The organism is Serratia plymuthica (genome assembly GCF_018336935.1).
GTDB lineage: Bacteria > Pseudomonadota > Gammaproteobacteria > Enterobacterales > Enterobacteriaceae > Serratia > Serratia plymuthica_B.
Genome location: NZ_CP068771.1, coordinates 3,865,646 through 3,877,920, shown reverse-complemented (window position 1 = coordinate 3,877,920; position 12,275 = coordinate 3,865,646). Strand labels below are relative to the sequence as shown.

The 12,275-nt window shown below is 58.3% G+C and carries 12 protein-coding genes; 5 read left to right on the top strand and 7 right to left on the bottom strand.

The annotated features are described in order from the left end of the window. Positions 1-8: 8 nt before the first annotated feature. The 3 genes from tauA to JK621_RS18005 form a co-directional block, all read right to left on the bottom strand. Entirely contained in the window at positions 9-1,004 is a 996-nt protein-coding gene (tauA, locus tag JK621_RS18015) for a taurine ABC transporter substrate-binding protein (RefSeq protein WP_212557078.1), read from the bottom strand. A gap of 115 nt (positions 1,005-1,119) precedes the next feature. Next, the gene (locus JK621_RS18010) at positions 1,120-1,902 is read right to left on the bottom strand and encodes a PhzF family phenazine biosynthesis protein (RefSeq protein WP_212557077.1); all 783 of its coding nucleotides are present in this window, start codon (positions 1,900-1,902) and stop codon (positions 1,120-1,122) included. Positions 1,903-1,912: 10 nt separating this feature from the next. Beyond that, positions 1,913-2,515, bottom strand: a complete 603-nt coding sequence (locus JK621_RS18005; protein ID WP_126485719.1) for a LysE family translocator — start codon at positions 2,513-2,515, stop codon at positions 1,913-1,915. Between the two features lie 118 nt (positions 2,516-2,633). Between JK621_RS18005 and JK621_RS18000 the strand changes: the two genes are divergently transcribed. From JK621_RS18000 to JK621_RS17990, 3 genes are all read left to right on the top strand, one after another. Next, the gene (locus tag JK621_RS18000; RefSeq protein ID WP_212557076.1) at positions 2,634-3,614 is read left to right on the top strand and encodes a hydrolase; all 981 of its coding nucleotides are present in this window, start codon (positions 2,634-2,636) and stop codon (positions 3,612-3,614) included. Continuing rightward, entirely contained in the window at positions 3,611-3,844 is a 234-nt protein-coding gene (locus tag JK621_RS17995) for a YheU family protein (protein WP_126528869.1), read from the top strand. Before JK621_RS18000 ends, JK621_RS17995 begins: the two co-directional genes overlap by 4 nt. Before the next feature lie 151 nt (positions 3,845-3,995). Then, positions 3,996-4,865, top strand: coding sequence for a phosphoribulokinase (locus JK621_RS17990; protein WP_212557075.1), 870 nt, complete (start codon positions 3,996-3,998; stop codon positions 4,863-4,865). 45 nt (positions 4,866-4,910) lie between these two features. Here the strand turns inward: JK621_RS17990 and JK621_RS17985 are convergent, their stop codons facing one another. Next, a complete protein-coding gene (locus JK621_RS17985) occupies positions 4,911-5,318 on the bottom strand; it encodes an OsmC family protein (RefSeq protein ID WP_212557074.1) in 408 nt (135 codons plus the stop codon). Between the two features lie 379 nt (positions 5,319-5,697). On the opposite strand from JK621_RS17985, the gene crp reads away from it, so the two are divergent. Together crp and JK621_RS17975 are read left to right on the top strand one after the other, a co-directional pair. Beyond that, entirely contained in the window at positions 5,698-6,330 is a 633-nt protein-coding gene (gene crp, locus JK621_RS17980; RefSeq protein ID WP_004090925.1) for a cAMP-activated global transcriptional regulator CRP, read from the top strand. A gap of 54 nt (positions 6,331-6,384) precedes the next feature. After that, the gene (locus JK621_RS17975; RefSeq protein WP_212557073.1) at positions 6,385-8,460 is read left to right on the top strand and encodes a YccS/YhfK family putative transporter; all 2,076 of its coding nucleotides are present in this window, start codon (positions 6,385-6,387) and stop codon (positions 8,458-8,460) included. Positions 8,461-8,498: 38 nt separating this feature from the next. Here JK621_RS17975 and argD read toward each other — a convergent pair whose 3' ends face one another. From argD to JK621_RS17960, 3 genes are all read right to left on the bottom strand, one after another. Further along, positions 8,499-9,716, bottom strand: coding sequence for a bifunctional acetylornithine/succinyldiaminopimelate transaminase (gene argD / locus JK621_RS17970; protein ID WP_212557072.1), 1,218 nt, complete (start codon positions 9,714-9,716; stop codon positions 8,499-8,501). 131 nt (positions 9,717-9,847) lie between these two features. Continuing rightward, positions 9,848-10,423 (bottom strand): aminodeoxychorismate synthase component II, encoded by a 576-nt coding sequence (locus tag JK621_RS17965; protein ID WP_212557071.1) that lies wholly within the window; start codon positions 10,421-10,423, stop codon positions 9,848-9,850. 105 nt (positions 10,424-10,528) lie between these two features. Next, the gene (locus tag JK621_RS17960) at positions 10,529-12,055 is read right to left on the bottom strand and encodes a helicase HerA-like domain-containing protein (RefSeq protein ID WP_212557070.1); all 1,527 of its coding nucleotides are present in this window, start codon (positions 12,053-12,055) and stop codon (positions 10,529-10,531) included. Between the last annotated feature and the right edge of the window lie 220 nt (positions 12,056-12,275).

Below are 12,275 nucleotides of genomic sequence, written 5' to 3'. Positions count from 1 at the left end.
CGGCTCCCCTACGACTGCGGCGCAGCCTGCACCTGTTTCACAAAGCGGTCGGTCACATAGGCGCTGTAATCGCTGTCGACCTGCGGAATTTTGCCTTGCTGTTTGAGGAACTCGGCGGTATCACGAATCGCCTTGTCCACCGGCTGACCAAGCTGGGTAATCTGCTCGGCCACCGGCAGATAGGTGTTGCCCTTCACCAGCACCGGCACCTGCTCCTCCGGCACGCCACTCAGGCGAGACAGCGTACCGAGATTGCTTTTGTCCTTCAGCCATTGATCCGGTTGCGCCAGATAGGCTTTCTGGGCATTCAACGCGCTGGCGGCAAAGGCGGTCACCACCTCCGGGTGTTTTTCGGCGAAGTCCTTGCGCACCACCCAGACGTCGAGCGTCGGCGTGCCCCACTCCCCGACCTGTGCGGAATCGGTCAGAACCTTGCCTTGTTTGGCCAGCTCGTTGACCACCGGCGCCCAGACGTAGGCGCCGTCGATATCGCCGCGTTGCCAGGCGGCGGCGATGGCCGGCGGCTGCAGATTGAGGATTTTGACCTGTTCAGGCTTGATGCCCCAATGCTTGAGAGAGGCCAGCAGGCTGTAGTGGGTGGTGGAGATAAACGGCACCGCAATGCGTTTGCCGATCAGATCCTGCGGGCCTTTAATGTCCTTCTTCACCACCAGCGCTTCGGAACTGCCGAGCTGCGAGGCGATCAGGAACACTTCGATAGGGAGTTTCTGGCTGGCGGCCACCGCCAACGGGCTGGAGCCGATATTGCCGATTTGTACATCGCCGGAAGCCAGCGCGCGCAATACGCTGGAGCCGCTGTCGAATTTGCGCCAGTCGACGGTGGCACCGGACTGTTTGGCAAAGCTGTTTTCCGCCTGCGCCACCTTGGCCGGTTCCGCCGAGGTTTGATAGGCCACGGTAACGTCGACCGCCTGCGCACTGGCCGCGCCGAGCGATAACACCAGCAGCGTTACGCCGCGTAATGAAAAGAGTTTGCTCGCCATGATCCGCTCCGTTGATAAAAGTCTGTTCAGTTGCTGACAGTTTTATCCGAGCGGTGACGAGCGATAAAAGAATAAAAAAAACCTCGTTATTACCTTGAGGAATATGCCATGGCATTCAGAGCGCTAACTCACCCCGTAAAAACGTCTGGGCATAACCGCCGAGCAGCGTGCGATCGCCTTTCCATTCGCAAAACAGCTCACCGCCGCGGGCGGAAATCTGCCGGGCATGCAGCTTATGGCGCCCCAGGCGTGCAGCCCAATAAGGCGCCAGCGTGCAGTGCGCGGAGCCGGTTACCGGGTCTTCGCCGCCGTCGAGGGTAAAATAGCGCGAGACAAAATCTACCTTTTCACCCGGGGCGCTGACGATGACCGCACGGCCGGCCAGCGCAATTAACGCCGGGATGTCCGGCTGCAACGCCCGCACCTGAGCTTCGTTCTCCAGCAGCACCAACAACGCGGTAGCCTGCCACACGTCCTGCGATTCCACGCCGAGCAGTGCCGCCAGCCCGGCCGGCTCCGCCACCTTTTGCGGCAATCGCGAAGGGAAATCCAGGATCAGCCGCTCGCCGTCGACGGCATCACGCTTAACGTACAGCTCACCGCCGGCCGAGCGGAAGCGGATATCCTGCAACGCCGGATTCACCGCGCTGAACATCACATGCGCCGCCGCCAGCGTGCCGTGGCCACAGAGATCCACCTCACGCTGCGGGGTGAACCAGCGAATCGCCGACATGTCGCCATCGTCCCAGACAAAACTGGTTTCCGGCAGGCACAGCTCATTGGCAATGGCCTGCATCTCGGCAGTCGACAAGGGTTGCTTCAGCAGGCACACGCCCGCCGGATTGCCACGTAAGCCTTCGCCGGTAAACGCCACGACGTGGAAGTAATTGTCCGTCATCCGCAATTCCTTAATGCCAGATAAGTAACACACAGGCTGCGGTTAACAGCCCCATGGAAAGGTTAAAAATGATCCAGGCCTTTTTGCTGCGCAGCAAGCGGCCAATCACCGTGCCAAACCCCAGCCAAATCACCCCGGCGACGACATTCACCACGAAAATACCCAGCGCAATCGCCAGAATAGAGGCGTTATATTTATCGCCCGCCAGACTGAAGCTCGCCACCGCGCCCAATGCCATCAGCCAGGCCTTGGGGTTGAGGAACTGCAACAGCCAGCCCTGATACAACCGTATAGGCTGCGGCGGCGCCACGTCGGTTTCCAGCTTTTCATAGGCGGCGGTAGCGACTTTCCACGCCAGCCATAGCAGGTACAGGCTGCCGAGGACTTTCAGAATCAGGTGCAGCGCAGGGTAAACCAAAATCAGGCTACCGACGCCGAATGCCACCAGCAGCAAAATGCTTTGCATGCCGAGCATAATGCCCATCATCAACAGCAGTGAGCGCATAAAGCCAAAGTTGGCGCCGGAGGTGGTCAGTAACATATTGTTGGGGCCAGGCGTGATCGCGGCAACCCACAGGAAGCCTAACATCGAAAGAAATAAACTCGGTTCCATGAAGCGGGTGCTCCTCACCCGGGGCGTTTTTTGCAGTATTATTGTTAACTCATGGTATCGAAGCTAACAGTGCGCTATTGATCAGACAATAGCCGCCAATAAGATTTTTACTCAGGTTATGCATGAATCCTTTCGCCCTTTAACCGGGGCCAGTAACCCACATTTGCAAACGCTGCTGCCACGGCTGGTGCGCCGCCGCGTGCGGTTGAAACCGCACTGGCAGCGGCTGGAATTGCCCGACGGCGATTTTGTCGATCTCGCCTGGAGCGAAGATCCGGCGCAGGCCGCCGGCAAGCCGCGCGTGGTGCTGTTCCATGGGCTGGAAGGCAACTTCTACAGCCCCTATGCCCATGGCCTGCTCAACGCCTGGCGTGAAAAAGGCTGGCTCGGGGTGGTTATGCATTTTCGCGGTTGCAGCGGCGTACCGAATCGCAAACAGCGCATCTATCACTCCGGAGAGACGGAGGATGCGCGCTTTTTTCTGCGGTGGCTGCGCGCCAGCCACGGCGAAGTGCCGACGGCGGCGGTTGGCGTCTCGCTCGGCGGCAACATGCTGGCCTGCTACCTGGCGCAGCAAGGGGCAGAGAGCCTGTTGCAGGCGGCGGTGATCGTGTCCGCTCCGCTGATGCTGGAGCCCTGCTCATTGCGCATGGATCAAGGGTTTTCGCGCGTTTATCAGCGCTATCTGCTCGGGCAGTTGAAACAAAACGCCACCCGCAAGCTGCTGCACTACCCCGATACCCTGCCGCTCAAACTGCCGCAACTCCGGGCGCTGCGCCGTATCCGCGATTTTGACGATGCCATAACCTCACGCGTCCACGGCTTTAGCGACGCCACCGATTACTACCGCCGTTGCAGCGCGCTGCCGCTGTTACCGGCAATTCAGACGCCGCTGCTGATCATCCATGCCAAGGACGATCCCTTCATGACCGACGCAGTGATCCCCGACATCGCCGGCCTGCCGCGCAACATTGAATACCAGTTGACCGAGTTTGGCGGCCACGTCGGCTTTGTCGGCGGCACTTTAAGCAAACCCCACATGTGGCTGGAATACCGCATTCCATCCTGGCTTTCCCCTTATCTGGAACCCGCAACGTGATTATCCCCTGGAAAGAACTGGAAACCGAGACGCTGAACAGCCTGATCGAATCCTTTGTGCTGCGCGAGGGCACCGACTACGGCGAACACGAACGTTCGCTGGAGCAGAAAGTGGAAGACGTTCGCCGCCAGTTGCAAAACGGCGAAGTGCTGCTGGTGTGGTCAGAACTGCATGAAACCGTCAACATCATGCCACGCGGGCAGTTCCGCGCCGGGCAGGAAGAAATTTAGTGTCAGCCGGTTCTATGACTGACGGAAAAAATCAGGTAACAATGAACCATTGCAAACCCGCGCGCGGAATTTTGCCCTTGGCGAAAGGGCGTCAAACAGACCAATAACCCTACTCTGACGCCGGCGCATTTAACACGGAGTGACAACCACCATGTCCGCCAAACATCCCGTTATCGCAGTGACCGGCTCCAGCGGCGCCGGCACCACCACCACCAGCGTGGCGTTCCGCAAGATATTCCAGCAGTTGAACATCCGCGCGGCGGAGCTGGAAGGCGACAGCTTCCACCGCTATACCCGGCCGGAAATGGACGCGGCGATCCGCAAAGCGCGCGATCTGGGTCGTCATATCAGCTATTTCGGGCCGGAGGCCAACGACTTCGGCCTGCTGCAGCAGAGCTTTATCGAGTACGGCAAGAACGGTACCGGACGGTCACGCAAATATCTTCATACCTACGACGAAGCGGTGCCCTATAACCAGGTACCCGGCACCTTTACGCCGTGGGAGGCGCTGCCGGCGCCGACCGACGTGCTGTTCTATGAAGGGTTGCATGGCGGCGTGGTTACCGACCATACCGACGTGGCCAAACATGTCGATCTGCTGGTCGGCGTGGTACCGATCGTTAACCTGGAGTGGATCCAAAAGCTGATCCGCGATACCGGCGAGCGCGGCCATTCACGTGAGGCGGTGATGGATTCGGTCGTGCGTTCGATGGAGGACTATATCAACTACATCACGCCGCAGTTTTCGCGCACCCACATCAACTTCCAGCGCGTGCCGACGGTCGATACCTCCAACCCGTTCGCCGCCAAAGCCATCCCTTCACTGGATGAAAGCTTTGTGGTGATTCATTTCCGTGGTCTGGATCAGATCGATTTCCCTTACCTGCTGGCGATGCTGCAAGGATCTTTTATCTCGCACATCAATACGCTGGTCGTGCCGGGCGGCAAAATGGGGCTGGCGATGGAGCTGATCATGGCGCCGCTGGTGCAGCAACTGCTGGAAGGCAAAAAAATCGAGTAATGGGCCGGTGCGCGGCGGCAGGCCGCGCCCCTTTCTGCTCGCGTTTTACGCCACGGCGCGGATTTCAAAGCTGTGGGTCACGCTGGCGGCCTTGTTCAGCATCAGCGATACCGAACAATATTTCTCGGCGGAGAGATTCACCGCACGTTCCACGATCTTGTCGGTCAGATCTTTGCCGGTCACGATAAAATGCAGGTTGATATGGGTAAATACGCGCGGCGCTTCTTCACGCCGTTCGGAGGTCAGTTTCACCTCGCAATCACGCACGTCATTCCGCCCTTTTTTCAGGATCGACACCACGTCGATAGCGCTGCATCCGCCCACCGACATCAGCACCATTTCCATTGGGCTGGGTGCTTTATCGCCGGCGTTGCCATCCATCAATACCTGATGACCGGACGAGGACTCACCCAGAAACGTCAACCCTTCTACCCACTTAACTCTCGCCTGCATGCTGGTCACTCCGGTTAATTTCTTAAAATCAGGGTACGCTTTCGCATAGAAACTGGCAACGGAACCTGATGCTAATCATGCGCGAGCAAGACAACACGAGACACCCGCCTCACTCTGTGCTACAAACAGAGCCGCAATAAATCTTTCCGGGACACTGATTTCAGGGAAACTCCCAGAGAAAGGCTCCTTTACCGGTATGTTAATAGAATGTAGCTTGCAGCGCTCCCGGCAAGTTAATATGCTAGAGCGACAGCGTATATTCATGACACGCCTCAAAACCTGCTGCCAGCCACCCTTAAAACAACGGCGACAGCACGTTTTACAGGGAACTCTGACCCCTGTGACACAAGGCAGCGATAACAACAGAGGATAACAGCGAATGGTTCTCGGCAAACCGCAAACAGACCCTACACTCGAATGGTTCCTGTCTCATTGCCATATCCACAAATATCCATCCAAAAGTACGCTGATTCACCAAGGTGAAAAAGCCGAAACGCTTTACTACATCGTAAAAGGCTCCGTCGCGGTGCTGATTAAAGATGAAGAAGGTAAAGAGATGATCCTGTCCTACCTTAACCAGGGGGATTTCATCGGCGAGCTTGGATTATTTGAAGAAGGCCAGGAGCGTAGCGCCTGGGTCAGGGCGAAGACCGCCTGTGAAGTGGCTGAGATTTCCTACAAGAAATTCCGCCAGCTGATTCAGGTCAACCCGGATATCCTGATGCGCCTGTCAGCGCAGATGGCAAGCCGCCTGCAAGTAACCTCGGAGAAAGTGGGTAACCTCGCCTTCCTGGACGTTACCGGCCGCATCGCGCAAACGTTGCTGAACCTGGCGAAGCAGCCCGATGCCATGACTCACCCAGACGGCATGCAGATCAAAATCACCCGCCAGGAAATTGGCCAGATCGTCGGTTGTTCACGTGAAACCGTCGGCCGCATTCTGAAAATGCTGGAAGATCAAAACCTGATCTCCGCCCACGGCAAAACCATTGTCGTTTACGGCACGCGTTAATCACTGAAAAAACGGCGCGATGATTCGCGCCGTTTTTTTATGCCCCGGCCGATCATGTGGCGTCGACTGATTTACCACCCGGAAGTCAATTACGCACTGCGGCAAACGCTGGTGCTGTGTCTGCCAGTGCTCTTTGGTCTGCTGATCGGCCACCTGCAACTCGGCCTGCTGTTTTCCCTGGTTCCCGCCTGCTGTAACATCGCCGGGCTGGACACACCCCACAAACGTTTTTTCAAACGCCTGATCGTCGGCGGCTCACTGTTTGCACTCAGCAGCCTGTTGCTGCAGCAGGCGTTGCTGTGGCAACTGCCGCTGCCGGCGTTGATGCTCGGCCTGGCTCTGCTGCTCGGCGTCAGCGGCGAAATCAGCCCGTTGCATGCCCGCCTGCTCCCCGCCGCGTTGATCGCCGCCATCTTTTCGCTCAGCATGGCCGGCACGGTACCGCTGTGGTACGCCCCCGTGCTGTATGTGGTGGGGACGGCCTGGTACGGCCTGTTCACCTGGTTCTGGTTCAAGCTGTGGAAAGAACAGCCGATGCGCGAATCGCTGAGCCAGCTTTATCTGGAACTGGCGGACTACTTCGAAGCCAAGTATTCCCTGTTAACCCAACATACCGATCCGCAAACCGCGTTACCGCCACTGCTGGTGCGCCAGCAAAAAGTGATGGACCTGATCAGCCTGCTGTATCAGCAGCTCAACTTTTTGCCGCACGCCAATAATCTCGAGCAAAAACGCCTGCAGCGAACCTTTCAGGTCGCGCTGGATTTACAGGAACACATTACCGTCAGCCTGCACCTGCCGGAAGAAGTGCAAAAGTTGGTGGAGCAGAGCCAGGCCGAGGCGATTATCCGCCGCAATGCGCAGGTGATTGCCGGCCGGTTGCGCACGGTGGCGCACGATATTCTCTACCATCAATACTCCCAGCGCTTCAGTATGACCCACGAGCTGGCGGCCCTGGAAAAAGTGGCAGCACAACACCCCGACAACCCGGTGGGCCAGTTCTGTTACTACCACTTCAGCCGCATCGCTCGCCTGCTGCGCACCCAGCATCCGTTATATCGCCGTGATCTGATGGCCAATCAAAACCGCCTGCCGTTCTGGCCGGCGCTGTTCAGCTACCTGTCACTCAAATCCAACGCCCTGCGCAATGCGGCCCGGTTAGGCGTGATGTTGGCGGCAGGCAGCAGCCTGGGCATGTTTTTCAACCTGCCAAAGCCTTACTGGATCCTGCTGACCATCATGCTGGTAAGCCAGAACGGCTATAACGCGACTCGGGTACGCATCCAGCACCGTGCGCTCGGCACATTGGCCGGGCTGGTGATCGCCGCCGGGTTGCTGCAATTGCAAATGCCCGAGGGCGCGACCCTGAGCGTGATGTTGGTCATCACGCTGGCAGCCTATCTGGTTTCGCGTAAAAACTACGGGCTGGCGGTGATAGGCTTTACGGTGACGGCGGTCTATACCCTGCAACTGCTGGCGTTGAACGGCACGCATTTCCTGATCCCTCGTCTGATCGATACCCTGATCGGTTGCGTGTTGGTGTTCGGCGGCACCATCTGGCTGTGGCCACAATGGCAAAGCGGCCTGCTGCGCAAGAACGCCCATCAGGCGCTGGAGAAAGATCAACAGGCGCTGCGCCTGCTGCTGGAAGAGCAGGAACCCGATCCCAGCGCGCTGGCTTACGCGCGCATGCAGGTGAACCAGGCGCACAACGCGCTGTTCACCTCGCTCAACCAGGCGATGCAGGAGCCGGGGTTTGAATCCAGCTATCTGGCAGATATGCGCCTGTGGGTGACGCACAGTCAATTTATTGTCGAACACCTGAACGCCATGACCATTCTGGCGCGCGAGCACTATATGCTGACGCCGAAGCTGGCGCAGGAGTATCTGCAAACCTGCGAGATCGCGCTGCAAAGCTGCCAGCAGCGGCTGGAATACGACGGGCCGAGCGGCAGCAACAGCATCATGCAGCCACCGGATTTGCACCCGGAAATGCCGGTCACCGAGATGGAGCGCCACCTGCGCCGCATCCTGTCTCACCTGAGCGTCATGCACACCATTTCGTCGCTGGCCTGGCGCCAGCGCCCGCATCACGGCATCTGGCTGAAACGCAAACTGCGCGATCAATAAGGGCGCCCTGCGGCGCCCCTTGTCATCCCGAGATAAGATTAAGCGTTAATCACGTCCTGCACCGCCAGTTCAAACAGCGCCATGCCATCGTCGATGTCTTTCAGCTCCACAACCAGCGAAGGCGCAAAGCGGATCACATTAGGGCCGGCGTTGAGGATCATCAGCCCACGCGCGGCGGCGGCGGTGAGGAAATCGCGCGCCTTGCCGTGATACGCTGGCGTCAGTTCGGCGCCAATCAGCAGGCCCATACCGCGAATGTCGCTGAAAATACCGTATTTCTCGCCGATTTTCCGCAATGCCTGCACGTACAGAAGATGACGCTGTTCGATGCCGCTCAGCACTTCCGGGGTATTGATCACGTCCAGCGCCGCTTCCGCCACCGCACAGGCCAGCGGATTACCGCCGTAAGTGGTGCCATGGGTGCCCACCTGCATCACCGAAGCAATCTCTTCCGTGGTCAGCATGGCGCTGACCGGGAAACCGCCGCCCAACGCTTTGGCGGTGGTGAGAATATCCGGCGTCACGCCATAATGCATATAGGCGAACAGTTTGCCGCTGCGCCCCATGCCGCTTTGCACTTCGTCGAACACCAGCAGTGCCTGGTGCTTATCGCACAGTTCGCGCACGCCTTTGAGGAATTCAGCGTCCACCGGGGTTATCCCGCCTTCGCCCTGAATAGGTTCCATCACCACCGCGCAGGTATGATCGTCCATCACCGCTTTTACCGCCGCCAGATCGTTGAACGGCACGTGCACGATATCCGCCGGTTTTGGGCCAAAACCATCGGAATACTTGGCCTGCCCGCCCACCGAAACGGTGAACAGCGTACGGCCGTGAAAGGCGTTATAAAACGCGATGATTTTGGTTTTATAGGGGCTGTGGCGGTTAATGGCGTAATGACGCGCCAGCTTGAAGGCCGCTTCATTGGCTTCCGCGCCTGAGTTGGCGAAAAATACCCGATCGGCAAAGGTGGCATCAATCAGTTTGCCTGCCAGGCGCAGTGCCGGCTCATTGGTGAAGACGTTGCTGGTATGCCACAAGGTTTCGCCCTGCTGCTTCAGCGCCTCAACCAAGGCAGGGTGGCAGTGCCCTAGCGCCGTGACCGCAATGCCACCGGAGAAATCGATGTACTCTTTCCCCTGCTGGTCCCACACGCGGCTGCCTTTGCCCTTCACCGGGACAAACTGGGCAGGTGCATAAACAGGCAAGATAACCTGATCAAAAGTGCTGCGGCTTACTGGGTATTTTTCGGTCATTATGGGGTCCGCCCTAAAAGTGATTCGGTATTCTCACTGCCATTAAGTGAAAATATAATCACAAAATATGCATAAAAAACCAATAAAGGGCAAATGCAAATCGTCTTCGTCGGCAAAAAAAACCTAACTGATTAACTTTTAAGAAAATTATCCAGCAGTTGGTGGCCCTGCTCGCTCAGGATGCTCTCCGGATGGAACTGCACACCCTCCAGCGCCAACTCAGGGTGGCGGATGCCCATGATTTCATCGCGAACGCCGTCGCGCTCGCTCCAGGCGGTGACTTCAAAGCAGGCCGGCAGCGTGGCGGCTTCCAGCACCAGCGAGTGGTAACGGGTAACGGTCAACGGGTTGTTCAGCCCGCGAAATACGCCGCCGTCGAGATGACGGATCGCCGAGGTTTTACCGTGCATCACCTCGCGGGCGCGCACCACCTTTGCCCCAAACGCCTGACCCAGCGCCTGATGCCCCAGGCAAACGCCGAGGATCGGCAGCTTGCCGGCAAAATGACGGATCGCGGCCAGCGAGATGCCGGCTTCGTTCGGGGTGCAGGGGCCAGGGGAGATCACCAGACGCTGCGGCGCCAGCCGTTCGATATCGGCCAGTTGCAGCTCGTCGTTACGCTTCACCAGCACCTCGGCGCCTAATTCGCAAAAGTACTGGTAAAGGTTATAGGTAAAAGAGTCGTAGTTATCGATCAACAGCAGCATAGTGTTTCCAACGGACATCATCGTAGGGGGAGAATATCTCGCCCCGATTTACACGGGCGCAGTATACAACGCCCCGACAATACTGCCGCTATCGATAATTTCCGCTTACTTTTTACGGCCGCCCATGATCGAACCCAGCACGCCGCGCAGGATCTGGCGGCCGAGATCGCGCGCCATGCTCTTGGCGGCGGTCTGGACAATACCGTCGCGCTTGCCGCCGCGCGGGCCGGTGGAGCCGAACAGAATTTCGTTCAGGCCGCCCATCAGGCCACCGCCCGCCGGCTGCTGCGCCTGCGGTTGTTGCGCCGGCTGGCCCGGCTGCGGGCTGCCGACGGTGGCGAACCCTTCCGACGACAGCTTCTCATAAGCCGATTCGCGATCGACCATATCTTCGTAGCGGCCATACAGCGGTGACTTGTTAATTGCGCTGTTTAGCCCTTCAGCCCCCAGCATGCCCATTTTGGACTCAGGCGCGATCACCATCGCACGCTCCACCACGTTAGGCCGCCCTTTCTCGTCGAGGAATGACACCAGCGCCTCGCCCACGCCCAGTTCGGTGATTGCCGTTTCCGCGTCGAAAGCCGGGTTGGCGCGTAGGGTTTGCGCTGCGGCTTTCACCGCCTTCTGATCGCGGGGAGTAAAGGCGCGCAGGGCATGTTGCACGCGGTTGCCCAACTGGCCAAGCACGCTGTCCGGGATATCCAACGGGTTTTGGGTGACAAAATAGATGCCGACGCCTTTGGAGCGGATCAGGCGCACCACCTGCTCGATTTTGGTCAGCAGCGCTGCCGGCGCATCGTTGAACAGCAGGTGCGCCTCGTCGAAGAAGAACACCAGCTTCGGCTGTTCCGGATCGCCCACTTCCGGCAGATGTTCGAACAATTCGGCCAGTAGCCACAGCAGGAACACCGAATACAGCTTCGGCTGATTGATCAGCTTGTCCGCCGCCAGCAGGTTAATGATGCCGTGGCCGTTGGCGTCGGTTTTCATCAGGTCGTTGATGTCCAGCATCGGCTCGCCGAAGAACTGATTGGCGCCCTGCTCCTCCAGCGTCAGCAGGCCGCGCTGGATAGCGCCGACCGAGGCAGAAGAGATATTGCCGTACTGGGTCTGGAACTGTTTGGCGTTGTCGCCCACGTATTGCACCATGGCGCGCAGGTCTTTCATGTCCAGCAACAACAGCGCATTGTCGTCGGCGATTTTGAACACCAGTTGCAGCACGCCGCTTTGCACATCGTTCAGATCCAGCAGGCGCCCCAACAGCAGCGGCCCCAAATCGGAAACGGTAGCGCGGATCGGGTGGCCCTTCTCGCCGTAGATGTCCCAGGGAATGAGGGTGCAGGCCTGCGGCTGCCAGTCGCTAACCCCAATCGCCGACAGGCGCGCTTGCAGCTTCTCGGAGGGCACGCCTTCCGCGCCAATCCCCGACAGATCGCCCTTCACGTCCGACAAGAACACCGGTACGCCGATGCGCGAAAACTGCTCGGCCATTCTTTGCAGCGTCACGGTTTTACCGGTCCCGGTCGCGCCGGTAATCAGGCCATGGCGGTTCGCCAAAGCGGGCAGGATCGCCAGATCCTGTACCGGTTTCCCGTCCTTCATCGCTTTGGCGATAATCCGTGCTTCACTCATTTTCTTTTCCTTTGACGCTGACGCGGCGCGAAAAGCGCCTGTTGATGTCAATAAAGCTATAAGCGCGACGTAACCCCGTCAAGGACAAACAAAAAGGGCGTCATCAAGACGCCCGCAAAGCCAATAATTTCAGATTCCGCCGATCCTCGTACTCGCAGTTTCTACCTGCTTGAACAATAAGCCACCGATGATATAGTAAGATTTACGTTGTATATACGAG

What these genes read in the sequence shown, in the direction of transcription:
- tauA (WP_212557078.1), bottom strand. Translation starts at nt 1,004, where the DNA reads ATGGCGAGCAAACTCTTTTCATTACGCGGCGTAACGCTGCTGGTGTTA.
- JK621_RS18010 (WP_212557077.1), bottom strand. Translation starts at nt 1,902, where the DNA reads ATGACGGACAATTACTTCCACGTCGTGGCGTTTACCGGCGAAGGCTTA.
- JK621_RS18005 (WP_126485719.1), bottom strand. Translation starts at nt 2,515, where the DNA reads ATGGAACCGAGTTTATTTCTTTCGATGTTAGGCTTCCTGTGGGTTGCC.
- JK621_RS18000 (WP_212557076.1), top strand. Translation starts at nt 2,634, where the DNA reads ATGCATGAATCCTTTCGCCCTTTAACCGGGGCCAGTAACCCACATTTG.
- JK621_RS17990 (WP_212557075.1), top strand. Translation starts at nt 3,996, where the DNA reads ATGTCCGCCAAACATCCCGTTATCGCAGTGACCGGCTCCAGCGGCGCC.
- JK621_RS17985 (WP_212557074.1), bottom strand. Translation starts at nt 5,318, where the DNA reads ATGCAGGCGAGAGTTAAGTGGGTAGAAGGGTTGACGTTTCTGGGTGAG.
- crp (WP_004090925.1), top strand. Translation starts at nt 5,698, where the DNA reads ATGGTTCTCGGCAAACCGCAAACAGACCCTACACTCGAATGGTTCCTG.
- JK621_RS17975 (WP_212557073.1), top strand. Translation starts at nt 6,385, where the DNA reads ATGTGGCGTCGACTGATTTACCACCCGGAAGTCAATTACGCACTGCGG.
- argD (WP_212557072.1), bottom strand. Translation starts at nt 9,716, where the DNA reads ATGACCGAAAAATACCCAGTAAGCCGCAGCACTTTTGATCAGGTTATC.
- JK621_RS17965 (WP_212557071.1), bottom strand. Translation starts at nt 10,423, where the DNA reads ATGCTGCTGTTGATCGATAACTACGACTCTTTTACCTATAACCTTTAC.
- JK621_RS17960 (WP_212557070.1), bottom strand. Translation starts at nt 12,055, where the DNA reads ATGAGTGAAGCACGGATTATCGCCAAAGCGATGAAGGACGGGAAACCG.